The organism is Kaistia adipata DSM 17808 (assembly GCF_000423225.1).
GTDB lineage: Bacteria > Pseudomonadota > Alphaproteobacteria > Rhizobiales > Kaistiaceae > Kaistia > Kaistia adipata.
This window is the reverse complement of the sequence record NZ_KE383991.1, coordinates 1,090,877-1,113,102: the sequence shown is the minus strand read 5'-3', so window position 1 is coordinate 1,113,102 and position 22,226 is coordinate 1,090,877. Positions and strand designations below refer to the sequence as shown.

Genomic DNA, 22,226 nt, shown 5'->3' with positions numbered 1-22,226 from the left:
GGTTCCTCTCCGCACGACCACGGGTCGTCCACGGAGTTCATCCTAGCCCGCGGTGGCTCTCAGAGCCTTGATGAGGTCGCTGTCAGCGTCCGGGGTGGCGAGGGCGCCGATATGGCGCAGCCACCACCACATCACGACGCGATGGAGCATCGTGTAGAACGCAAGCGCGGTTTGCGGCTCCGGATGATCGACCGGGCCGTAGCCCGCGCGTATCGGGCCGCTGCTGCCCGGGGCCATGTGCTCGCAAATGAACAGCGTTTTCGCGAGGTCCATGACCGCGGAGCTTGCCCGCGCGTTGCCGAGATCCAGGAGACCGCTGATCGATAGCCGTGTCCCCGTCGCGACAACCAGAACGTTGCCCGGATGCTGGTCATCATGCGCGAAGACTGCCTGTCGCGTTGCCGGCACGACGGCCTCGAAGTCCCTCTCGAACGTTCGTCGCAGCCTTTCCGTCAGCGCCGGATCGGCCCCGTAGTGAAGGAAGCGCGCAAACGCTTGATCTGCGAACTCGCGGACATAATCGGTATTCCGACGATGTTTCGGCTCGGGAAACGCGCCGAAAGCAGGCAGTTCGATATTATGCAGCTTTCGTGCGAGCCTCCCGATCTGCTCGAAGATGTCGCGATAGTTCGGATCGTCGGCCCATTCGATCGCGGCAGAACCGGGTAGATGGCTCGTGAGGGCGAAGCGAAAGGGCAGGCGGCTTCTGCTTTCGTCGACGAGCAGATATCGCGTCACGGGGACATCAAGGGACGTGAGGAGTGCGGCGGCATGGGCGTCGCGCATGGGAAACATGTCTTGCCGCTCAAATGCCTTGAGAACGACTGCCGCGCCCCCGCGCAGATCGATACGGAAGACTTCGTTAGAGCCGCCCTGGAGCGGTGTGATCGACAGCGCCTTCGGCAGACCGAGCTCGGTGAGGATCGGATCCAGATCGAGCGCCGCCACCATGGTCCACCTCCTCGCGATCCCAGCCGTTGATTTCTAGCAGGATTGGCCTACCCGAGGGCAAGTCGTCCTGTTCGCCCGCTTCGGTATCCGGGCCCGCTTCATGCCGAGACGCTCGATCGGTTGAGGAGCGACGCCTGGAGCGCCAGCCGCTCGCCCGGTCCGTGCACGGCGGCGAAGAGCAGGCCGGCGATGAAGGTAAAGTGGTCGACGAAGAAGCCGAACTCGACCTGGTTGCCGCTCCAGTGCGACGGGCCGTGGAAGGCGAAGGCGAGGAACAGGATGTAGGCGGCGGCGAGCAGGGCCGCCTCGCTGAAGAACGCCCCGGTCAGCATCGCCGCCGCGAGCGCCAGCTCGAAGAGGGCGGCGACCCAGGCGAGGAACAGCGGGAACGGGAAGCCGGCCGAGGCGATGTAGCCGGCCGTCGCTCCCATGTCGGCGAACTTGAAGGCTGCGGCCATGATGAAGACGCCGGCGAAGATCAGTCTGGCGACGAGAATGGCTGCAGTTCTGCTCATGACGAAACTCTCCTGAGAGACATTGTTCCTGTCACGACGATCGGGCGACGACGATTTCGACATCGCCCCACGATCGTTTGCGGCCTACCAGCCGGATCCGCCGCCGCCACCGCCGCCGCCACCCGACGAACCACCGCCGGACGAGCCGCTGCTGAAGCCGGAGCCGCCGCGCGAGCCGGGCGCCGTCGAGGCCGAGGCGACCGTCTGCGACAGGCCCGAGCCGAGTCGGCCGACGAGATCGGTCGGGCTGCGGCTACCATTGCCGCTCGCCAGATACCAGCTCGATACCGCCGCCGTCGCCCCGGCCGCCGCCAGCACGTCTGCGAATTTCCTGGCCCAGGCGTTCTCGACGTCGAGCGCCACGGCATAGGGCAGGTAGCGCTCGAACAGCTCCGGCGTCTTCTCCGGCGGATGCAGCATGTCGAGCCGGTGTTCCTCGGCGATGCCGAGATATTGCCGGAAGCCGGCGATCGCGTCGCGGAGCTTCTGGCCCTCCGGCGTCGGCGACCGCATCCAGGAGAAGGCGGAGGCGAGCACCGGCAGCAGCGCGAAGGGCAGCACCAAGACGGCGAGATCGAGCGGACCGCGGGCCGCGCTCAGGAACACGCCGAGACCGGCACCGCCAAAGGCGAGCGCGAAGACGCCGGTGAAGAGCAGCACGAAGATCCGCTTGTACCAGGGGCTGCCGCGCAGGGACTTCAAGGTGAGCCCGACAACGATGGACGGGACCGACAGGAAGATCAGGCTGAACGCCGCGACGAGCCCGTTCTCGCCCATGGCGATGACCAGCCCGGTCGCCGCCAGGATGTAGGCGCCGAGCGTGATCAGCACGCCACCGGTGAGCCAGCCGCTGTTCATGTTGAAGACGGTGCCGGAATAGGCCTTGGCGAGCCCGCGCGCCAGCGTCGACTTGGCGCTTGAAAGCACCGCGTGATTGGACTGGACGAGGCGCACCTCGGCGCTCGAACGGAACAGCGCGTCGGCGGCGGCGCGCTCGGCCGGCGGAACCGGGTGGCCGCCCGGCGTGCGCGTCAGGGCGAGCGCCTTGCCGCTGTCGGCGATCTTGAGCTGGCCCTTGACGCCGAGTTCGAGGATGGCCGCCGTGAAGGCGCGGTCGTCGAAGCCCATTTCCGAGACGTAGCGCGCCGCGGCGGCGGAAATCCCCTCCGGCGGCGTGAACAGCGGAATGACCGTGCCGGGCTCGGGATCGCGTCCGGCCTTGCGCCAGGCCTGGAAAAGGTAGAGCAGGCCGCCGACGGCGCCGAACAGGGCGAACAGCGCGCCGATATTGTCCCGAAGCCACCAGGCCGCCTGCCGCCCGGCGCTCGGCGGCGCGACGACACCCTTCAGCCAGGCGGCGGCGACCGTCAGGCCGGCATTGGCGGGCAGCGGCGCCGTCGTGCGGAAGACGATGCGGCCCGGCTCCTTCGAGACGACGCGGGCGTCCTGGCCGCGTTCGCCCTGCCGGCCGGTATAGATCGCGGTCTGGCCGAACGGCACGGCCTCGGGCAGGGTGATGCGCGTCTCGGCGACGTCGATCGGAAAGGTCCAGCCGGTGCCGGTCGCGTTCCAGTAGAGTTCGTCGAAATCGTCGAAAAAGCCGATCTGCCGCGTCGTCCGGTAGCGGATGACGTAGTCGTGCGGGCCGTAGTCCAGCAACGTGTCGCCCGAACCGATGCGGACGCGCTTGCCGTTCGCGAGCGATTCAATCGCGAAGGGCTCGTCCTTCCCGTCGCGTGTCACCGATTCCACGTCGAAACCGACGACGACGGAGGCGCCGCGTTCGTCGCGATAGGTGGTCGGAAAGTCGCGCAGGATGCCGCGCCGGATCTCGTCGCCCTCGGCCTGGACGCGGATCGTCTCGGTGACGAGGAGATCGCCGTTCCTCTGGACGTCGACGTCGGAGACGAAGCGGAGGATGCGTTCCTCGGCCTTCGCCGTTGCGAGTGGCGCGAGCGCCAGCAGCAGACCGGCGACGAGCGATTGGATCAGGCGCGCGCGCATGCCGGCCTCAGAACGAGACCTTGGGCGGGATCTGCGCCGCGGCGCGGTCTTCGATCTCGTAGAACGCCTCCGGGCGGAAGCCGAACATGTTGGCGACGAGCACGCTCGGGAAGGTCTGGATCGCCGTGTTCAGGTCGCGCACGGTGCCGTTGTAGTAGCGGCGCGCCATCTGCATCTCGTCCTCGATCGTGGCGAGCTGGCCCTGCAACTCGCGGAAATTCGCGTCGGCCTTCAGCTCCGGATAGGCCTCGGAGATCGCGATCAGCCGGCCGAGCGCGCCGGAAAGGGCCTGGTCCGCCGCCGCCTGGCTCTTGACGTCGCCGGCGTTCATGCTGGCGGCGCGCTTCGCCGCGACGTCCTCGAAGATCGCCTTCTCATGCGCCGCGTAGCCCTTCACCGTCTCGACGAGGTTGGGGATCAGGTCGGCGCGGCGCTTCAATTGCACGTCGATGCCGCTCCAGCCCTCATGCGCGAGGTTCCGCTTGGCGACGAGGTTGTTGTAGAGGCTGACCGCATAGAGTGCGGCGGCCACGATCAGGGCCAGGACAATCCAGGTTGTCATTTCGTTTTCCTGTCAGGGGCGCCGTCGATGATGCATGAGCGGAATCGGGCCGGCCAGTCGAGCTGACCTTGCCTCGTCGCCGCGCGCTTGACAAATCTCCGGTTGTCCGGCGCCGGCGCGTTCAGTTCGTCGCTGTCCGCGTGACGCCGATATGGTCGAAGAGGCGCGACCGTTCATAGGTTTCGCGGGCGATCTTCTGGATGTTGGCGTTGCGGCGCACCGCTTCCCGGCCCGCGGCGATCACCAGTTCGACCTGCTTTTCCGTCAGCTTGAGCCGGGTGGGGACCGCGTTGAGGGCTTCGTACAGTCTCGGGTCGGCGTCGCGGAAGGTCAGATGCTCGGTGGTGACGCGCACGTCGCGGCAGTTCCAACCGGCCAGCGTGCCGCGATGGCGGAGCACCTGGGCCTGCGAGAGGCCGCAGCGATAGGTGATCAGCTCCTGCTGCCATTGAGCGAGCGCGAGATCGACGGCGTCGAAGCCGTTGCGCGTCGAGGCCGATATCGCCGTGTCGGCGACCGAGGCCAGGATGTGGCCGATATGCGGATTGGGTTTCGAGCCGCCCCATCCATATTGCCGCTCGACGCCCGCATTGGTGACGATGAAGAGGAAGTTGCGGATGCGGACCGCCTCCTGGAGCGAAAGCGGCGAATAGGGCGTCGATGCCCGCGCCCGCTCGAGCGTCAGGCCCGAGATGCCGAGATTGTCGGTCAGGCCGCCGTCGAGCAGGCGGACATATTTGAGCTTGTCGTTGAACTGGTAGGAATCGAGCGCCCGCGCATAGGCCTGCAGTCGGACGGAGGGGTCGCGCGAGTTCAGGGCCTTCTCCAGCCAGTCGGGCCGGCGGTAGTCGCAGTCGCCCTTCTGGGGCGTGAGCAGGATCACCGGCGAGAAGGCGACCGGGAATGCCGCCGAGGCGGCGACGGCGTCGGCGATCTTCACCTTGTCGAGGTCGCTGCAGAGCGCCGACATCGTGTCCTGGGTGAAGACGAACGGCGTGTTGTTGTAGATGTCGGAGGCCGTGATCCAGACGATCGGGCGGTCGGGCTTCTCGAAGGCGGCATAGGTGGAACCATCGAAGACATGCTCGTCGAGCCAGCGGCCGAAGCTGGACCGGTCGTTGGCGCCGCCGCTCAGCGTCGTGCGGATGACGTTGCCCGGCGACAACGAGGTTCGCATCGTCGCTTCCGCGTCCTTCACGAGGAAGCGGTCGCGGAAGTCGACGAAGCCGTCCTTGCCCTTGTAGCCGAGATAGGCGGCCATGATCGCCCCGCCCGACGTGCCGGCGACGGAGCGGACGTCGTCGACGAGGCTGCGCTGGCGCGGGTGTTCGTCGATGATCAGCGTGTCGAGCTCGGTCAGCGCGCCATAGGCGAAGGCCGCGGCCCGCGTGCCGCCGCCTGAGAAGGCGAGCGCCACGACGGTGGTGCCGTCGTCTCCGGGCTCGGGCAGCGAGGCCGGCGAAGCGCCGCCGCTCCATTGGCTTGTGTCGTTGATCGGCGTCGTGTCGCTCAGCGTGCAGCCGGCTGCCAGCGAGGCCGCCGTGAAAGCGAGGATTTTCAGCGCGCTCTTGAAGGCAATTCCCAAGTGTCCATCCCCTCCAGCCGGGATCTTGGAACGGACCATAGGAACAAGGGCTTAATTCAGCTTGAATCCGTTCGGCGTCAGTTCCTGCCGGCCCAGGGCACCAGCCGGCGCTCGAGCCAGCGCAACGACGCTTCCAGCGCGAAGGCGACGGCGGCGATCACCAGGATGCCCATCAGCACGACGTCGGTGACGAGGAACTGCGCTGCCGACTGGATCATGAAGCCGAGCCCGCGCGAGGCGGCGACCAGTTCGGCCGCGACCAGCGTCGACCAGCCGGCGCCGAGCGCGATGCGGATGCCGGTCAGGATCGAGGGCAGTGTGCTCGGCAGCACGACGTGTCGCAGCAATTGCCCCCGCGTGGCGCCCAGCGAACGGGCGGCGTTCACCCGGTCCGGATCGACACTCTTAACGCCCGCCGCCGTCGAGATGACGATCGGTGCCAGCATGGCGATTGCAATGATCAGGATCTTGGACGGCTCGCCGATGCCGAACCAGATGATCATGAGCGGCAGGTAGGCGAGCGGCGGGATCGGTCGCAGGAACTCGATGATCGGATCGAAGATGCCGCGTCCGATCCGGCTCGCGCCGATGGCGAAGCCGATCGGTACGGCGACGAGCGTCGCCCCGACGAGCGCGGCGAAGACGCGGCCGAGGCTGGCGCCGAGATGCTGCCAGAGCGTCGCGTCGACGAAGCCGTCGCGCGCCACCATCACGAAGGCGCGGCCGACCTCGACGGGCGAGGGCAGGAACAGCGCCGGCAGGAGCCGGAAATGCGCGGAGATCGCCCAGGCGGCGATCAGGCTCGCGATCGTCACGCCGGCCGTGATGGCGACGACGGGCGTCTTCCTCTCCCTGGCTGGCGTGGCGTCCGGGCGCTCCGTCGTCCGCGACGGCGCGAGTGTGGCGTCGGCGAGGTCGAGGCTCATGCGGCTTCCCTTTCGAAGATGCTGTCGAGCAGGTCCTCGCGCGCCGCGACGAATTCCGGGCTCGCCTTGATCGAACGCGCGCTCTCGCCGGCAAGCCGGCGGCGGCCGAAATCGACGTCGAGCCGGCGGATGACGCGGCCGGGGGCCGGCGCCATCACGACGATGCGGGTGGCGAGATAGAGCGCCTCCTCGACGCCATGCGTGATCAGCAGCGTGCCGGCGCCGCTGCGGTCCCATGCGTTCAAGAGCAGGTCCTGCATGCTTTCGCGCGTCATCGCATCGAGCGCGCCGAGCGGCTCGTCCATCAGCAGAAAGGCCGGGTTGGCGGCGAGCGCCCGCGCCAGCCCGACGCGCTGGCGCTGGCCGCCGGACAATTGCCAGATCGGCCGGTCGCCGAGGCCGGCGAGGCCGACGATCTCGAGCAGCCGTTCGGCCTCTGCGCCTCTTTCCGCGGGAGCGACGCCGGCGAGCCGCGCGGCGAAGCTGACGTTCTCGGCGGTGGAGAGCCAGGGAAAGAGCGCGTCGTTCTGGAAGACGACGGCGCGGTCGGCGCCCGGGCCTTCGACCTTGCGGCCGTCGACCGAGACGGAACCGGAGGCAGGCTTCAGGAAGCCGGCGGCGAGGTTCAGCAACGAGGTCTTGCCGCAACCGGATCGCCCGACCACCACGACGAATTCGCCCGAGCGTATGTCGAGCGAGAGATTGGTCAGCACCGGCGCGCCGCCGTCATAGCGGAGCGTGACGGTTTCGATGGCGAGATGCGGCATGGACAGACCTCCGGACCGGAAAATCGAAGGGCCCGTTCCGCGAGGGATCGCGGAACGGGCCTGGATCGCGGCGTGTGCCCCCGCCGCGACGCGATCAGTTGGAGGCGAGCGCCTCGGTCACGAACTTGGTCGTGACGGCGCCGCTATAGTCGGGCAGCACGGCCGGGATCTTGCCCTGCTCCTTGAGGAAGGCGGAGGCGTCGGCGATCGCCTTGGCGGTGCCGCCGCCGAGAAGTGCGGCCGAAGCCTGCTCGTCGAGGAGCGGGAAGTGGTAGCCCTTCAGGAGCGCCGGCACTTCCTCGATCTTGGCGCCGGTGAGGCGCGCGATCTTGGCGGCCTGATCCGACTTGGCGTCCCAGCTCTCCGGCTTGGCGCGGAAATCGGCATAGGCCTGGCCGGTCGTCTTGACGAAGGCCTTCACCACGTCGGGATGCTCCTTGGCGTAGTCGGTGCGGACGATCCAGGCATCGAAGGTCGGCGCGCCGAAGGTCGCGACCTTCGCGGAGTCGGTCAGGACCTTGCCGTTTTCCTTGATCTTGCCGAGCGCCGGATCCCAGACATAGGCCCCGTCGATGTCGCCGCGCTCCCAGGCGGCGGCGATCTCGGGCGGTCGCAAGTTGAGGATCTCGACCGTCTTCGGATCGATGTTCCAGTGCTTCAGCGCCGCGAGCAGGCTGTAATGCGTGGTCGAGACGAAGGGCACGGCGATCTTCTTGCCGGCAAGGTCCTTCGGCTCGGCGATGCCGGCGCCGTCGCGGACGACGAGGGCTTCGGATTCACCGATCAGGCCGACGACGAAGATGGTCTCGATCGGCAGTTCGCGGCTGGCCGCGGCGGCCAGCGGGCTGGAGCCGACATAGCCGATGTCGATGGCGCCGGAGGCGATCGCGGCGATCACGTCGGCGCCGGAATCGAACTTCTTCCAGTCGATCGTGGCGTGGCTCGCCTTCTCGTAGAGGCCGTCGGCCTGGGGCACCTTGGAGGGTTCGACGACGGTCTGGTAGCCGATCGTCAGCTTCGTTTCGTCGGCTCGGGCGGTGGCGCCGGCGGCAAGCGTCAGCCCGATGGCGGCGGCAGTGGCCACGAAGGTGCGGCGGGTCAGTCTGGACATGGATTTGATCCGGATTTTGCGCGTGCGATCCCGTTCGCTCGGAGGGAGGCGCGCAGGGAGAATGACAATGGATGGAGGATGCCGCGTCGGGGCGGCGTCGCCGTCAGCTGGGCGTCAACAGAGCCGTGGGGTCATGGACGTGCTCCCTATGGGGCTTAGCCGTTGTTGGCGCGGGGCAAGCCGATCCTGAAATCGCCGCGGCGGTCGATCATCCGACCGTGCTTCCAGCCTAGAAGAACCACTAAGACGATAAAGGAAGTCGTTTTTAAATTTGACCGAGGGGAAGGTCGTTCGTTGCGCGATTTTTCGAGCTGGCGATCGCGCGGCCCCGATGGGGAGAGGACTGCGTCGCCGTGGGGCCGGGCCAAGCGAGACGCGCAAAGGAAAAGGGAGGGCGCTTGCGCGTCCTCCCTCGATGGCTTCGCCAGTGGGGCGGGTCAGTTGGCCTTCGGCAGCGCATAGGCGACGATGTAGTCGCCGCGGTCCGGCGACTGCCGGGCGCCACCGGCCGAGATCACGACGAACTGGCGGCCGCTCTCCGGCGACACATAGGTCATCGGCGTCGCCTGGGCGCCGACCGGCAGGCGGGCCTTCCAGAGCTCCTCGCCGGTCTTGCTGTCGAGCGCGCGCAGGTAATAGTCCTGCGTGCCGGCATAGAAGACGAGGCCGCCGGCAGTCGTCGTCGGGCCGCCGAGCGATGGCATGCCGACCGGGAGCGGCATGCCGCTCTTCAGGCCGAGCGGGCCGGTGTCCTTCAACGTTCCGGCCGGAACTTGCCAGGCGATCTGGCGCGAGTTCAGGTCGATGCCGGTGATCGTGCCGTAGGGCGGCTGGTGGCAGGGCACGCCGATGATTGACATGAAGCCATTCTTGAGAGCGCCATAGGGCGTGCCCTTCTGCGTGCCGAGCCCGTCATGCGCGGCCGACGGGCCGTAGTTGTCGGCGACCTCGCGCGGCAGCAACTCGACGAACTGCGGCATGCGGATGTCGTTGACGACGAGCAGACCGTTCGCCTCGTCGATCGAGGCGCTGCCCCAGTTCATGCCGCCGTAATAGCCCGGGAAGATCAGCGAGCGCGTCGTGCCGGGCGGGGTGAACTCGCCCTCGTAACGCATCTTCTTGAAGGCGATGCGGCAGAAGAGCTGGTCGATCGGCGTGGCGCCCCACATCCGGGCCTCGGTGAAGGGCTCGGTGCCGATCGAGGGCATGCCGACCGAATAGGGCTGGGTCGGCGACAGGAAGTCCTCCTTCACGCCGCCGGTCTGCGGCACCGGCTTCTCCTGCACCTCGGCGATCGGCTTGCCGTCGCGGCGGTCGAGCATGAAGATCTGGCCGCGCTTGGTGACCTGGATCAGGGCCGGAATCGTGCCGCCCTTGCCATCCGGCACGTCGTAGAGCGCCGGCTGCGCGGGAACATCATAGTCCCAGATGTCGTGGTGCACGGTCTGGAACTTCCAGCGCTCGCGACCCGTCTCGATGTCGAGCGCCACGACCGAGGCGGAGTATTCCTCGGCTTCCTTGGAGCGATGCGCGCCGAAGAAGTCCGGCGTCGCGTTGCCGGTCGGCAGGTAGACGAGGCCGAGCGCCTCGTCATAGCTCGGCGTCGACCAGACATTCGGCGTGCCACGCGTATAGCTCTCGCCCTCCGGCGGCAGCTTGGTGATGGCGGGGTTGCCAAGGTCCCAGGCCCAGACCAACTCGCCGGTCCTGGCGTTGAAGGCGCGGACGGCGCCCGAGGGCTCGCCGGTCTCGACATTGTCCCAGACCCAGCCGCCGACCAGGATCAGGTCGCGCATGACGGTGGGCGCCGAGGTCTGGAAGTAGAAGCCCGGCTTGACCTCGCCCATGCCGTTCTTGAGGTCGACCGTGCCGTTGTTGCCGAAGCCGGTGCAGAGCTCGCCGGTCTTGGCGTCGATCTGGATCAGGCGGGCGTCGATCGTCGTCATGACGATGCGCGGGCCGCAATTGTCGGCGACCGGCGTTGGGGCAGGAGCGGCCGGCGTCTCGGCAGTGGTTGCCTCCGTCCCGGCCGGCGGCGTGCCGGCCTCCGGCGTGGCCGGGGTCGCCTCGGCGGCGGGCTCTGCCGCCGGGACGACGACCGGCGCGTAGTAGCTGACGCCGCGGCAACGCTGCCAGAGCGGCGACTTCGCCTCCGGGTCGAACTTCCAGCGCACGGCGCCGGTTTCGGCGTTCAGCGCATGCACGATGTTGTGCGGCGAGCAGGTGTAGACGGTGTCGCCCACCTGCAGCGGCGTATTCTGGTCCTCGGCGCCGGAGACGGCCGGATCGCCGGTCTGGAAGGTCCAGGCGACTTCCAGGTTCTTGACGTTGTCGCGGTTGATCTGGTCGATCGGCGCATAGCGCGTGCCATAGGGCGTGCGGCCATAGTGGCGCCAGTCGGTCGCGCCCTCGGCCGCGGCCGGGACGATGGGCTTGGCCGGGGTTTCGGCCACCTGGTTGCGGATGACGCCATGCGGCTGGAAGGCGTAGTAGATACCGGCGCCGAGCGCGATGAACAGGATCAGCGCCAGCAGGATGGCCGGCATCGAGGAGCGGCGCACGCCGTCCCGCGCCGGGAAGGCCGGCACCAGGATCAACGCGATGATGGCGAGGACGGCCGGCGCGACCAGGCGCGGCACCAGCGGCCAGAAGTCGAGCCCGACCTCCCAGACCGCCCAGGCGATGGTCGCCAGCAGGATGAGGACATAGAGCCAGACGCCGACCCGACGGCGCAGGATGTAGAGCAGGCCGACGATGACCAGGCCGATGCCGGCAATCGCGTAATACCAGGAGCCGCCGAGCAGGATCAGCTCGACGCCCTTCACCGCGAACAGCAGGCCGATGAGCGCGACGACGATTCCGAACAGGACGAGCAACCACCCGCCTATGCCCAGCGGAGTTCTCGGATTGGCCATTGTTCTACCTCGGTATGAGGCACCGGAATGGGGGGCGACCGGCGCCGATCTGCGATTGTGTCCGCTTGGGACCGACCACGCGTTCGCGCCGGGCGGCGCGACGACTCAACAGGAGTCTGACCGTAAGCTAGGCCTCGTGGTTTCGCAGTACAACCCGCCGGACGATCCTGGTTGCGGATGGACGGCGCGGGGACGGTCAGGCGGCCGCCCGGATCCCGCCCTTGCCGAGCTGCGCGGCGAGACGGAAGCCGTCGGCCCAGCGGCCGTGGCCGCTCTCGGCATTGACGTGGCCGGCATGGCCGAGATCGACGAGCTCCGAACCCCAGCGCCTGGCGAACAGCCGGCCCCGTTCGACCGAGACATAGGGATCGTTGCGGCTCAGAGCGAGGATCGTCGGGAAGGGGAGACGCGTCAGCGGCACCGGGCCGAAGCCGGCGATCGGATGATCCGCCGGAAGGCTCTCGATATCGGCGGGCGCGACCAGCAACGCGCCGGTGATCGGCGACCGCGGATAGCGACGCGCATAGTGCGCGACGAGGACCACGCCGAGGCTGTGGGCGATCAGCGTCGAGGGGCGGGTCTGCCGGACGGCGGCGTCGAGGCGCGCCAACCAAGATTCGAGGTTGGGTTCGTGCCAGTTATCCTGCTCGACGACGCGGGCATCCGCGTCGACGTCGAGCCAGCGGCGCTGCCAATGGCCGGCGCCGGATCCTTGCCAGCCGGGAATGATCAATCGGGACATGGTCGCTGCTCTGTCGCGGGGGGCGTACATGCAGCCAGAATAGATCAGCGTCGGTTTCGTCCGAAGGAACGAGGCTCCAAGCTTTTCGCCGGAGCCGGATTTTCGTTCCACGCATCCGTCGCGCGGCCGTGCCGCGATCCCGCGACGCGGAGGCGGCCCGTCCTCCGACAGGCCGCGTCCGGGATTCGTCAGGAGCCGCCGCGCAGGCGCTGCAGCAGCGCCATGTCCGGATAGGAATCGGCCGGCAGGCCGAGCTCGATCTGCATCGCCTTGACGGCGGCGCGGGTGCCGGCGCCGATCATGCCGTCCGCCTTGCCGACGTCATGGCCGCGCTTGGCGAGCAGCTTCTGCAGTTCGACGACGTCCTTGTAGGGGAGCTGCTTGCCGACCGTGCCGGGCCCGACCGGCGGCGCGCCCGCCAGCCGCGTTGCGTAGTAGGCGGCGGTGGTGGCGTAGATGAAGGACTGGTTCCACTCGAGATAGACGCGGAAATTCTGGTAGGCGAGGAAGGCGGGGCCGTTGCGCCCCATCGGCAGCAGCAGCGAGGCCTTCAGGTTCTGATCCGGAAGCTTCGAGCCCGGCGCGACGGTCACGCCCATCTTCTGCCAGGTCGAGACCGGATGCTGGATCTGCAGGTCGGCCTGCGACCAGTCGAGGTTCGCCGGCACGCGGACTTCGGTCAGCCAGGGCTGGTTCGCCTGCCAGCCTTCGTGCACCAGCAGGTTGGCGGCGGAGGCCAGCACGTCCGGCGTGCTCTTGATCAGGTCGCGGCGGCCATCGCCGTCATAGTCGACGGCGAAATCGCGGTAATGCGTGGCGAGGAACTGCACCTGGCCGAGCTCGCCGGCCCAGGGGCCCTTCATCTGCGCGGCGGTCAGGTCGCCGCGGTCGATGACGGTGAGCGCCGCCATCAGCTGGTCGTGGAAGAGCTGCGGGCGGCGGCAGTCATAGGCGAGCGTCGCCAGCGAGCGGAGCGTCGGCATGTCGCCGAGATTGGCGCCGAAATCCGTCTCCAGGCCCCAGAAGCCGACCAGTACCGCCGCCGGCACGCCGTAATCCTTCTGGATCCGGTCGAACAGCTTGGCGTTCTGCTTGATCAGCTGCTGGCCCTTCTGCATCCGGTACTTCGCGACCATGCGGTCGGAGAATTCCAGGAAGCTCTGCGAGAAGACGTTCTGGGCGCGATCCTTGGCGACGACGTCGGGCGCATAGGAGAGGCCGTCGAGGGCGGCGATCGCCTGCGGCGAATGCCCCTTCTGCGCGGCCTCCTGCTTGAAGCCTTCGAGCCAGGCCGGGAAGCCGGAGGCATCCTTGCAGGACGCAGCAAAGGCAGGGAGCGCCGTGACGGTGAGCGCGAGGACGGTTGCGAGCTGCAAGCCAGCTTTTCGCATGGAAGCCTCCAGGGGGAGTGGCCGATGCGGCCCGTGTTGTAACAATGCGGCCGATGGGACGGCGCGGAATCGATTGCGGCGACTATGCCCGGCTCAATCCGTCGATTCCATGACGAAATGCGGCTTTCCGCTCAGCGTGCCGCCGGCTCGAACCGCTGGACCAGCCGCTTCGGCGCCGTCTGCCGCCAGGATTTTTCGACGAGCGGCGCCAGCCTGTCGGCGTCGGTGGCCGGAAGCCGCACCAGCACATAGGCGTAGCCGCGGAAATGGTCGTTGGTGAAGAACACCTCCGGCTCGACGGCGATCAGCATGTCGCGGTCGTCGCGATCCATCTTCAGCGCGAAGGTGACGCCGTCTTCCTGCAACCGGCCGAAGAAGGTCTTGCCGAGATAGAAGGAGGGCGTTCCGTGCGTGATCCCCTCGCGCACCTCGGGGAGCGCGAGGAAGATCGACTTCAGGGTCGGCCAGTCCACCGGCATGGATCGCTCCGTCTCGGCCCGTCTGAGACAGTCTCGGTCAGGCCGGAGCCGTCGTCCAGTCCCGGCTCAGGCCAATATACCGATGCGGAACCTGCTTCTCGCCGCGCCCCGGGGAGACCTTGCACAACACCGTTCTCAACATGCTGAGGAGCCCTGAAAGGGCGTCTCGAAGCACGCGGAATGGCCATGCAATCGATGAGCTGCCCCCAATCCGTGCGTCCTTCGAGACGGCTTGCTTCGCAAGCCTCCTCAGGATGTTGCTGACAGAGCGCTGCATGAAGGCCGTTTGAAGCGGCGCTAAGGTCCCCTCAGGGAGAGGGGATCTAAGCCGCCTTCTCGCGCTGGTAGTCCTTGATCTCGCTGGCGACGATCTCGGGCGAGCGCTCGAGGTCGTAGCGCAGCTCGAAGGCGGACGGCGCCATGAACACGGGGGCGCCGTCGAGATCGGACGCCATCGACGAGCGGTGGCGGTCGACGAAGGTCTCGAGCGCGACCTTGTCGGTCGAGGTCACCCAGCGGCAGACCTGGAAGCGCGAATGCTCGAAGTCGATCGGCAGGCCGTATTCGACCTGCATGCGCTCCTTCAGCACGTCGAGCTGCAGCGCGCCGACGACGCCGATGATCGCCGGCGAGCCGTCATGCGGCACGAAGACCTGCACGACGCCTTCCTCGGCCATCTGCTGCAAGGCTTCCTTCAGCTTCTTCGCCTTCATCGGATCCTGCAGGCGGATGCGGCGCATGATTTCCGGGGCGAAGCTCGGCACGCCGTGGAAGACGAGGTTCTCGCCCTCGGTCAGCGTGTCGCCGATGCGGAGCGTGCCGTGGTTCGGGATGCCGACCACGTCGCCGGCATAGGCCTCGTCGGCGATCAGGCGATCCTGGGCAAAGAAGAACTGCGGGCTCGACAGCGGGATCGGCTTGCCGGTGCGGACCAGCTTGGCCTTCATGCCGCGCTGCAGTTTGCCCGAGCAGACGCGCAGGAAGGCGATGCGGTCGCGGTGGTTCGGGTCCATGTTCGCCTGGATCTTGAAGACGAAACCGGACATTTTCGGCTCGGTCGGCTCGACCATGCGGCTCTCGGCCTGCTGCGGCCGCGGCGACGGGGCGAAGGCGGCCATGGCGTCGATCAGGTCGTGCACGCCGAAATTGCGCAGCGCCGAGCCGAAATAGACCGGCGTCAGGTGGCCCTGGCGGAAGCTGTCCATGTCGAAGCCGTTGCCGGCGCCTTCGACCAGCTCCAGCTCGTCGCGGAAATCGGCGACGGCGCTTGCGGTCGTCAGGGCGTCGATCTTCGGATCCCGGGGGCCGGTGACGGGGATGACCGAGTTGTCGGTGTCGATGCGGCGGATGGTGCGCGCGACGATGTCGTAGGTGCCGGCGAACTCGCGGCCTCGGCCGATCGGCCAGGTCATCGGCACGGTGTCGAGGGCCAGCGTCTTCTCGATCTCGTCGAGCAGGTCGAACGGATCGCGCGTCTCGCGGTCGAGCTTGTTGATGAAGGTGACGATCGGGATGTCGCGCAGGCGGCAGACCTCGAACAGCTTTCGCGTGCGATCCTCGATGCCCTTGGCGGCGTCGATCACCATGACGGCCGAATCGACCGCGGTCAGCGTGCGGTAGGTGTCTTCCGAGAAGTCCTCGTGGCCCGGCGTGTCGAGCAGGTTGAAGATGGTGTCGCCATATTCGAACGTCATCACCGAGGTGACGACGGAGATGCCGCGCTCGCGCTCGATGCCCATCCAGTCGGATCGCGTCTGGCGGCGGTCGCGCTTGCCCTTGACCTCGCCGGCGAGCTGGATCGCGCCGCCCATCAGCAGCAGCTTCTCGGTCAGCGTCGTCTTGCCCGCGTCGGGGTGCGAGATGATGGCGAAGGTCCGCCGGCGGTCGACGGGTCCGGTAAGGGCGTCCATGAGCAGTCTTTTCACAAATTTCGGAGCGGCCGCATCGATAGACGAGACGGCGCGGAAAGGCCAGCCCCGAGCGCCCCGGAGCGTTTGCTGGCGGGCTAGCGGCGCTTCTGCACCAGGGCGGAGACGGCGACGCCGAGCCAGCCGATCATCATCGTCGTGCCGCCGATCGGCGCGATGAAGGAGAGGGCGGGATTGCCGGTCAGCGTGTGGAAGGCGAGCGCGCCGGCGAAGCCGACGAGGCCGAGCGCGATCGCCCAGGCCGAGATCGTCATAAGGATGGCCGTCGCCGGCACGAAGAAGCCGAGCGCCAGCAAAGCGGGGGCCTGCGCCATCGCCATGTTGCCGGCGGTGCCGAGCCGCTCGCCGCCCGGCACATGGGCGCCGGCGGCGGCCATCGCCACGCCGAGCATGCCGGCAAGTCCCGCGACGACGAGGAGGGCGCGCTGACCGTTCATCGAGTTCTTCTCCTGTCGGGGGCCGGGTCGGCCGGCGCATTGAGCCACGATGCCGCCGCTTCATGCCGCGTGCGGATCGAAGGATCCACTCGCATGGCGAGGCGGGCAGCCGTCTGGATAGTCTGTTTCGGGCCGGACTGGCCTCGTGGCAAATGCGCCCATCCCGCCGGAAGACGTGCCGCGCGGCCCGTCGTTCCCGCCATTGTCACGCCCTTGCCGGCTGCTATGCTAGCGCTAGCATGGCGGTCTGGCCACAGGGGGCCGGCGCTTCAACGACATGGCCGGGAGGAAATCATGATCATCGTCACGGGGGGAAGCGGGCTCGCGGGCCGCGCGGTGGTGAAGGATCTCGTCGAACATGGCTACGAGGTCGCCTCGATCGACATGGCGCCGCCGCCGGCCGGCCAGGGCGTGCCGTTCAGCAAGGTCGACCTGACCGATCACGGCCAGGCGCTGGCCGCTTTCTCCAGCGTCGACGACCGCATCCGCAAGGTCACCGGCATCGTCCATCTCGCCGCCATTCCCGCGCCGGGGCTCGCGCCGAACCACGTGATCTTCGAAACCAACATGGTCTCGACCTACAACGTGTTCGAGGCGGCGAGGGTGCTCGGCATCCGCAACGTCGTCTGGGCATCCAGCGAGACCGTCCTCGGCTTGCCGTTCGACACGCCGCCGCCCTACGTCCCGGTCGACGAGGAATATCGCGGCCGTCCTGAGACGGCCTATTCGCTGTCAAAATTCCTCGGCGAGGAGATGGCGAAGGAGTTCTGCCGCTGGGATCCGGAGATGAAGATCTTCGGCCTGCGCTTCTCCAACGTGATCGCGCCGGAGCGCTATGGCGAGTTCCCGGCCTTCGATGCCGACATCAACGCCCGCAAGTGGAACCTCTGGGCCTATATCGACGTGCGGGACGCGGCGCAGTCGTGCCGCCTCGCGCTCGAATCGCCGCTGAAGGGCGCCGAGGTGTTCGTCATCGCCAACGAGGACGGCGTGATGAGCCGCTCGAACGACTCGCTGCTCGACGAGGCGTTTCCGGGCATCGCGCGCAAGCATCCGCTTGCGCCGCACGAGACGCTGCTGTCGATCGAGAAGGCGAAGCGCGTGCTCGGCTACAAGCCGCAGTTCGGCTGGCGCTGAAGCGCGTCAGCCGCCGGCCTTGAAAAGCGGCAGCGCGTCGAGCTTGGCGCGGCTTTCGATGGCCAGGATCCGGCGCTTGGTGGCGATGCCGCCTGTGCCGGAGAAACCGCCCATCTTGCCGCCCGCCGCCAGCACGCGGTGGCAGGGGATGAGGATGGGATAGGGGTTCTCGCCGAGCGCGCGGCCAACGGCGCGCGCCGCGCCCGGCTCGCCGATCGCCGCCGCCACCTCGCCATAGGTCAGCGTCTCGCCGGGCGGGATGGCGCGCGTTACGTCATAGACGCGCTGGTTGAACGGCGGGATGTGGTCGGGATCGAGCGGGATGCTGGTCAGGTCGTCGTCGGCGCCTTCGAGCAGGGCGATGATGGCCGCGATCGCCGTCGTGACGAAGGCCGGCGGCTCGATGTCGCGCGCTTCCGGAAAGCGGCGCGCCAGCTCCGAACGCGTCGCCTCGGCGTTGTCGCCCGGAAACTGCAGCCCGGTGATACCGCGCGCGCTCCAGCTGATGCCGCAGCGGCCGATCGGCGTGTCGAACAGGGCGAGGCCTTGTGTGCTCATGCCCGAATGTTAGCACAAAACGGGAACGTCGCCAGCGGCTCCGCCGGGCTCATGTGCCCTCGTCGGGAATGGCCAGGATCTGGCCGCAGGCCTTGCAGTGCACGGCGTCCTGGTCGTGCCATTGCAGCGCGCAGCGCGGGCAGGGGTGGTAGACCTTGCTGGGGCGGACGATGGCCTGGGCGAGGCGGACGAACAGCGAGATGCCGCAGATCATCGTCACGATCGACGTCAGTTTGCCCCAGGGGCCGGCCAGCGTGATGTCGCCGAAGCCGGTCGTCGTCACCGTCGCCACGGTGAAGTAGAGGGCGTCGATGTAGCCGTCGATGCCGGGATTGTGGCGGAAGAAGAAGGTGTAGATGAAGCCGGTGGCGACGAGCAGGAAGGTGACGAGGTTGAGCACGGCGCCGAGCGGCTGCTCCCAGCGCGCGAAGCGGTTGGAGCGGATCGGCCGCCAGAGCTGCCCGCTGCGCGACAGCGACCAGAGCCTGAGGATGCGCAGGAAGCCGAGATTGGCCAGCGAATGGGGAAAGAGCAGCGTCGCCAGGATGAAGATGTCGACGATGACGGTCGGCTGTTTCAGCCAGGCCAGGATCCTCGGCTCCGACAGCGCGCGGGCGACGATGTCGGCCGCCAGGATGATGGCGACGGCATAGTCCAGCCAGAGAAAGGCGGCCGCGTCGCGCAGCACCGGCGTCGCGACGAAGAAGGCGATGATGGCGAGGTCGACGACGATGACGCAGGCCTGGAAGATCCGGGCCGGCCGCGCCCGGCTGTGATACAGGAAGTGGAGCCGCCGTCGCAGTCGCGAAAGGCGGTTGTCGGCTGGGTTCTTCGATTCCGCAGTCATCAGGGCCCGTTTGGTCTGAACCGCGACGCCATAGCACGCTTCGGGCGCAGGACCTACCGGAACGGGATGTGCCCGGCCGGCCGGCTTCAAGGCGCGCCGTCGAATGGGCATCCCAAGGAGACGGCCCCGCGAAACCGACGTCGGTCCGAACCTGTCGGCTCATGACAGGCCCGGGGCCGCGTCGGCCGTGGCCACGCCCTTGCCGCGACGGTCTTACCCACCGCGCCAAATCACTGTATGCGGACGCCATGACCAGGATCCGAATGTCCCGCCCGGGCGAGGGCGACCGCATCATCGAAATCTGGCGAGGCGCCGTCGACGCCACGCACGATTTTCTGACGCCTGAGGATCGCATCGCCATCGACGCGTTGGTGTGCGGCTTCCTTCCCCAGGCCCCGCTCTGGCTGGCGGTCGACGCCGATGACGATCCGCTCGGCTTCATGCTGATCGACGGCGGCCATATGGAGGCGCTTTTCGTCGATCCCGCGCAGCGCGGAACCGGCGTCGGGGCAGCGCTCGTGCGCCACGGCCTCGCGCTTCATCCGGGAATGACGACCGACGTCAACGAGCAGAACGATCAGGCCGTTCGCTTCTATGAACGAATGGGATTCCGCCGCACCGGCCGCTCGCCGATCGACGGACAGGGCCGGCCGTATCCGCTGATCCATCTGGAACATTCGAGCTGACCGGACGCCCCCCGGGCCTCGGTCTCGGCGACCCTTCGGTGTCGAACTCGAGGAAGGCATCGCCTAGTGCGCCGCCAGCGTCGGGTCCGATTGCTTCAGCTTGGTGATGCCTTCCGAATAGATGTCGCGGACGCGGCTGATGTGGTCGCGGATCGTCTGCGTCGCGCTCGCCAGGTCCTCGCGGGCGATGGCGTCGACGATCGCCTGGTGCTCGGATTTGGAGACGTCGAACAAGGTCTCGTTCGGGGACGAGAAATTGGCGCGCAGCGCCTGGATGCGCGGGTCGATCGCGCCATAGACTTCTTCGAGCAGGGCATTGCCGCAGGCGATGAAGAACGCCTTGTGAAAATCCTGATCGAGGCGGTGATAGGTCTCGAACCGATACTGGTCGCGCATCTCCTCCATCTGGCCGAGCGTCCGGGTCACGGCCTTGAGGAGCTTCTTGGCGCCGCGCTCCATCGAGAGCCGCAGCGCGTAGGATTCGAGCTCGATGCGCAGTTCGCAGAGCTCGCGTACCTGCTCGATGGTGGGATAGGGGACGAAGCAGCCCTTCTGCGGGCGGATCTCGACGAGGCCGAGCGACTGCAGCTGGAAGAACGCCTCGCGGATCGGCGTCTTGCTGGTGCCGAAGGTCTCGGCGACGGCCTTCTCGCTCAACATCGTGCCATAGGCGATCTCGCCATGGGTGATGCTCTCGAGCAGGCGCTCGAAGGCCATCGCGGTCAGGGATTTCGGACGGTCAAGCTGTGCGGTCATGAAACGGCTGCTCCCCTCCTGGGCGGCGGCTCGGGTCCGAGCCAAGCCGGGCGATCGGCGGATCGGTCATTTTCCAACGAACCGTCCATGGCATGGCACAAGCCCGCGCGTCCCGGAAGCCCGGTGGCACCGCGCCGGGCGCCCGAGTGCCGCTTATCCTCAATCGCATCGTCGTCCCGTCATGACCATGTATCGCTGTCCGCGCGCCGCGCTGGCCGGATCGACCATTCTTGCAGGCGCGCCACCACGATCGCCGTGGCGACTGACGCCACGACGATTGTGCGACCATCATCGGTGCGTGCCCTTTCCTCCTAGTGAGGGATTGCCACACCGTCAATTTTAAAATATCTGAGATATCACTATTCGGGCGAGTGACCGTCAATCCGACCTGCACGATGCGCCGCTACCGGGCGGCGGAAAACCTCGCCACACGCTTCGAGGACGCCTGCGAGGGCCGGTCCTTCCTCTGAAATTGGGCGGGCTCCCCTCCCGAAGGAATGCATGAAATGGGCAAGGCCGAGGCCGAGCTGGATGAAGCCATCCTCATCCGCGACATCGATCGCGGATCACACTACATCCGCGACTGGTCGGGCGAGGCCGACGGCAACCCGTCCTTCATCGCGCGGCCGCGGACCGTCGACGAGGTCGTCGCGCTGGTCCGTCATTGCGCGGCGAACGGCATCGCGATGGTCCCGCAAGGGGGCCATACCGGTCTCGTCGAGGGCGCTGCGGCGCGCACCGACGGGCCGCACGCCATCGTCAGCCTGGAGCGGATGAACGCCATCCGCGAGATCGATCCGCTGAACTTCAGCGTCGTCGTCGAGGCCGGCTGCGTGCTGGAAGCGCTGCACGAGGCCGTCGCGGCGGAGGATCTCCTGTTCCCGCTGTCGCTCGGCGCCAAGGGCAGCTGCCAGATCGGCGGCAATGTCGCGACCAATGCCGGCGGCATCAACGTGCTGCGCTACGGCATGATGCGCGACCTCGTGCTCGGGCTCGAGGTGGTGCTGCCGGACGGCCGCGTCTGGAACGGGCTGAAGAAGCTGCGCAAGGACAATACCGGCTACGACCTGAAGCAGCTGTTTATCGGCTCGGAAGGCACGCTCGGCATCGTCACGGCGGCAACGCTGAAGCTCTTCCCCAAGCCGAGCCGTGTCGAGACGCTGTTCCTGGCGGTCGAATCCGCAGAGGCCGCGATCCGCCTGTTCGCCGCAGCGCGGCGCGAGCTCGCCGATCTCCTGTCCGCCTTCGAGCTGATCTCGGACAAGAGCGTCGCCATGGCGATGACCATGCCCGACATCGTCAACCCGCTCGACACGGCGGCGCCGCACTACGTGCTGCTCGAGGCGGCGTCGAGCGGGCCGCTCGATCTCGAGGCGCTGGTCGGCGGCTTCGTCGAGACCGCCTTCGAGGCGGAGATAATCCTCGACGGCGTGCGTGCCTCCAGCGCCACCCAGGCGCAGAAGATCTGGGCGATCCGCGAGGCGGTGGTCGAGGCGCAGGTCCGCCATGGCAGTCATCTGCGCAGCGATGTCTCGGTGCCGATCTCGGCGGTCGCGGCCTTCATCGAAGCGGTCGAGGCGGAACTCGCGGTCACGGCGGCGGGCGGCATCGTGCTGACCTACGGCCATATCGGCGACGGCAATCTGCATTTCGTCGTGGTGCCGCCCGACGATCTCCAGGGCGACGCGCGCCAGGAGATGATCAAGGCGAGCGAGGCGGCGCTGTTCGCGGTGGTCGACCGTTTCGACGGCTCGATCAGCGCCGAGCATGGCATCGGCCGCCGCAAGCACCACGCCTTCGCCGCGCGGATTTCGGCAACGCAGCTCGATCTGCTTCGTACCCTCAAGACGGGCTTCGACCCGGCCAACCTGATGAACCCCGGCGCGATCTTCGATTGATCGCGACCCATCCGACAAAGCGGCCCGGCGT

20 protein-coding genes are annotated in these 22,226 nt (G+C 67.6%); 3 read left to right on the top strand and 17 right to left on the bottom strand.

Annotation, left to right across the window (positions count from 1 at the left end; all coding sequences use genetic code 11):
- Positions 1-42: 42 nt before the first annotated feature.
- The 14 genes from G539_RS25360 to G539_RS0118060 form a co-directional block, all read right to left on the bottom strand.
- Positions 43-951 carry a phosphotransferase family protein gene (locus tag G539_RS25360; RefSeq protein ID WP_051231613.1) on the bottom strand — a complete coding sequence of 303 codons (909 nt, stop codon included), beginning with the start codon at positions 949-951 and terminating at the stop codon, positions 43-45.
- 98 nt (positions 952-1,049) lie between these two features.
- The gene (locus G539_RS0118125) at positions 1,050-1,466 is read right to left on the bottom strand and encodes a DoxX family protein (protein ID WP_029076457.1); all 417 of its coding nucleotides are present in this window, start codon (positions 1,464-1,466) and stop codon (positions 1,050-1,052) included.
- 84 nt (positions 1,467-1,550) lie between these two features.
- On the bottom strand, positions 1,551-3,470 hold the full coding sequence (locus tag G539_RS0118120) for a DUF2207 domain-containing protein (RefSeq protein WP_029076456.1): 1,920 nt from the start codon (positions 3,468-3,470) through the stop codon (positions 1,551-1,553).
- A gap of 7 nt (positions 3,471-3,477) precedes the next feature.
- Positions 3,478-4,032 (bottom strand): LemA family protein, encoded by a 555-nt coding sequence (locus G539_RS0118115; protein ID WP_029076455.1) that lies wholly within the window; start codon positions 4,030-4,032, stop codon positions 3,478-3,480.
- A gap of 121 nt (positions 4,033-4,153) precedes the next feature.
- Positions 4,154-5,617 carry a patatin-like phospholipase family protein gene (locus G539_RS0118110; protein WP_156912029.1) on the bottom strand — a complete coding sequence of 488 codons (1,464 nt, stop codon included), beginning with the start codon at positions 5,615-5,617 and terminating at the stop codon, positions 4,154-4,156.
- A 77-nt stretch (positions 5,618-5,694) separates the two neighbouring features.
- On the bottom strand, positions 5,695-6,543 hold the full coding sequence (locus tag G539_RS0118105; protein WP_029076453.1) for an ABC transporter permease subunit: 849 nt from the start codon (positions 6,541-6,543) through the stop codon (positions 5,695-5,697).
- A complete protein-coding gene (locus tag G539_RS0118100) occupies positions 6,540-7,310 on the bottom strand; it encodes a taurine ABC transporter ATP-binding protein (RefSeq protein WP_029076452.1) in 771 nt (256 codons plus the stop codon). Before G539_RS0118100 ends, G539_RS0118105 begins: the two co-directional genes overlap by 4 nt.
- 94 nt (positions 7,311-7,404) lie before the next feature.
- The gene (tauA, locus tag G539_RS0118095; protein WP_029076451.1) at positions 7,405-8,421 is read right to left on the bottom strand and encodes a taurine ABC transporter substrate-binding protein; all 1,017 of its coding nucleotides are present in this window, start codon (positions 8,419-8,421) and stop codon (positions 7,405-7,407) included.
- A gap of 437 nt (positions 8,422-8,858) precedes the next feature.
- The gene (locus G539_RS0118090) at positions 8,859-11,336 is read right to left on the bottom strand and encodes a membrane-bound PQQ-dependent dehydrogenase, glucose/quinate/shikimate family (RefSeq protein ID WP_051231609.1); all 2,478 of its coding nucleotides are present in this window, start codon (positions 11,334-11,336) and stop codon (positions 8,859-8,861) included.
- 196 nt (positions 11,337-11,532) lie between these two features.
- Positions 11,533-12,078: an RBBP9/YdeN family alpha/beta hydrolase gene (locus G539_RS0118085; protein WP_035831558.1), complete on the bottom strand. Its 546-nt coding sequence runs from the start codon at positions 12,076-12,078 to the stop codon at positions 11,533-11,535.
- A gap of 188 nt (positions 12,079-12,266) precedes the next feature.
- On the bottom strand, positions 12,267-13,469 hold the full coding sequence (locus G539_RS0118080) for a lytic murein transglycosylase (protein ID WP_035831556.1): 1,203 nt from the start codon (positions 13,467-13,469) through the stop codon (positions 12,267-12,269).
- A gap of 131 nt (positions 13,470-13,600) precedes the next feature.
- A complete protein-coding gene (locus G539_RS0118075; RefSeq protein ID WP_029076447.1) occupies positions 13,601-13,948 on the bottom strand; it encodes an MmcQ/YjbR family DNA-binding protein in 348 nt (115 codons plus the stop codon).
- A gap of 323 nt (positions 13,949-14,271) precedes the next feature.
- A complete protein-coding gene (locus tag G539_RS0118065; RefSeq protein ID WP_029076445.1) occupies positions 14,272-15,858 on the bottom strand; it encodes a peptide chain release factor 3 in 1,587 nt (528 codons plus the stop codon).
- Positions 15,859-15,953: 95 nt separating this feature from the next.
- The gene (locus tag G539_RS0118060) at positions 15,954-16,313 is read right to left on the bottom strand and encodes a DUF423 domain-containing protein (protein WP_029076444.1); all 360 of its coding nucleotides are present in this window, start codon (positions 16,311-16,313) and stop codon (positions 15,954-15,956) included.
- Positions 16,314-16,607: 294 nt separating this feature from the next.
- Here G539_RS0118060 and G539_RS0118055 point away from each other — a divergent pair, with 294 nt between their 5' ends.
- The gene (locus G539_RS0118055) at positions 16,608-17,450 is read left to right on the top strand and encodes an NAD-dependent epimerase/dehydratase family protein (RefSeq protein WP_029076443.1); all 843 of its coding nucleotides are present in this window, start codon (positions 16,608-16,610) and stop codon (positions 17,448-17,450) included.
- Between the two features lie 6 nt (positions 17,451-17,456).
- Here the strand turns inward: G539_RS0118055 and G539_RS0118050 are convergent, their stop codons facing one another.
- Positions 17,457-18,008 (bottom strand): methylated-DNA--[protein]-cysteine S-methyltransferase, encoded by a 552-nt coding sequence (locus tag G539_RS0118050; protein ID WP_029076442.1) that lies wholly within the window; start codon positions 18,006-18,008, stop codon positions 17,457-17,459.
- A gap of 49 nt (positions 18,009-18,057) precedes the next feature.
- The gene (locus tag G539_RS0118045) at positions 18,058-18,855 is read right to left on the bottom strand and encodes a potassium channel family protein (protein ID WP_029076441.1); all 798 of its coding nucleotides are present in this window, start codon (positions 18,853-18,855) and stop codon (positions 18,058-18,060) included.
- A 248-nt stretch (positions 18,856-19,103) separates the two neighbouring features.
- Here G539_RS0118045 and G539_RS0118040 point away from each other — a divergent pair, with 248 nt between their 5' ends.
- Entirely contained in the window at positions 19,104-19,541 is a 438-nt protein-coding gene (locus G539_RS0118040) for an acetyltransferase (protein ID WP_029076440.1), read from the top strand.
- A 63-nt stretch (positions 19,542-19,604) separates the two neighbouring features.
- On the opposite strand, the gene G539_RS25355 is transcribed toward G539_RS0118040, so the two are convergent.
- Entirely contained in the window at positions 19,605-20,297 is a 693-nt protein-coding gene (locus G539_RS25355; RefSeq protein WP_084640058.1) for a GntR family transcriptional regulator, read from the bottom strand.
- Between the two features lie 506 nt (positions 20,298-20,803).
- Here G539_RS25355 and G539_RS0118025 point away from each other — a divergent pair.
- The gene (locus G539_RS0118025; RefSeq protein ID WP_029076439.1) at positions 20,804-22,195 is read left to right on the top strand and encodes an FAD-binding oxidoreductase; all 1,392 of its coding nucleotides are present in this window, start codon (positions 20,804-20,806) and stop codon (positions 22,193-22,195) included.
- Positions 22,196-22,226: the final 31 nt, after the last annotated feature.

Bases quoted from the DNA above. Each gene is read 5' to 3' on its own strand.
- G539_RS0118125 (WP_029076457.1), bottom strand. From the start codon at position 1,466: ATGAGCAGAACTGCAGCCATTCTCGTCGCCAGACTGATCTTCGCCGGC.
- G539_RS0118045 (WP_029076441.1), bottom strand. From the start codon at position 18,855: ATGACTGCGGAATCGAAGAACCCAGCCGACAACCGCCTTTCGCGACTG.
- G539_RS0118060 (WP_029076444.1), bottom strand. From the start codon at position 16,313: ATGAACGGTCAGCGCGCCCTCCTCGTCGTCGCGGGACTTGCCGGCATG.
- G539_RS0118050 (WP_029076442.1), bottom strand. From the start codon at position 18,008: ATGAGCACACAAGGCCTCGCCCTGTTCGACACGCCGATCGGCCGCTGC.
- G539_RS0118040 (WP_029076440.1), top strand. From the start codon at position 19,104: ATGACCAGGATCCGAATGTCCCGCCCGGGCGAGGGCGACCGCATCATC.
- tauA (WP_029076451.1), bottom strand. From the start codon at position 8,421: ATGTCCAGACTGACCCGCCGCACCTTCGTGGCCACTGCCGCCGCCATC.
- G539_RS25360 (WP_051231613.1), bottom strand. From the start codon at position 951: ATGGTGGCGGCGCTCGATCTGGATCCGATCCTCACCGAGCTCGGTCTG.
- G539_RS0118085 (WP_035831558.1), bottom strand. From the start codon at position 12,078: ATGTCCCGATTGATCATTCCCGGCTGGCAAGGATCCGGCGCCGGCCAT.
- G539_RS0118115 (WP_029076455.1), bottom strand. From the start codon at position 4,032: ATGACAACCTGGATTGTCCTGGCCCTGATCGTGGCCGCCGCACTCTAT.
- G539_RS0118100 (WP_029076452.1), bottom strand. From the start codon at position 7,310: ATGCCGCATCTCGCCATCGAAACCGTCACGCTCCGCTATGACGGCGGC.
- G539_RS25355 (WP_084640058.1), bottom strand. From the start codon at position 20,297: ATGACCGCACAGCTTGACCGTCCGAAATCCCTGACCGCGATGGCCTTC.
- G539_RS0118065 (WP_029076445.1), bottom strand. From the start codon at position 15,858: ATGGACGCCCTTACCGGACCCGTCGACCGCCGGCGGACCTTCGCCATC.
- G539_RS0118105 (WP_029076453.1), bottom strand. From the start codon at position 6,543: ATGAGCCTCGACCTCGCCGACGCCACACTCGCGCCGTCGCGGACGACG.
- G539_RS0118055 (WP_029076443.1), top strand. From the start codon at position 16,608: ATGATCATCGTCACGGGGGGAAGCGGGCTCGCGGGCCGCGCGGTGGTG.
- G539_RS0118025 (WP_029076439.1), top strand. From the start codon at position 20,804: ATGGGCAAGGCCGAGGCCGAGCTGGATGAAGCCATCCTCATCCGCGAC.
- G539_RS0118090 (WP_051231609.1), bottom strand. From the start codon at position 11,336: ATGGCCAATCCGAGAACTCCGCTGGGCATAGGCGGGTGGTTGCTCGTC.
- G539_RS0118075 (WP_029076447.1), bottom strand. From the start codon at position 13,948: ATGCCGGTGGACTGGCCGACCCTGAAGTCGATCTTCCTCGCGCTCCCC.
- G539_RS0118080 (WP_035831556.1), bottom strand. From the start codon at position 13,469: ATGCGAAAAGCTGGCTTGCAGCTCGCAACCGTCCTCGCGCTCACCGTC.
- G539_RS0118120 (WP_029076456.1), bottom strand. From the start codon at position 3,470: ATGCGCGCGCGCCTGATCCAATCGCTCGTCGCCGGTCTGCTGCTGGCG.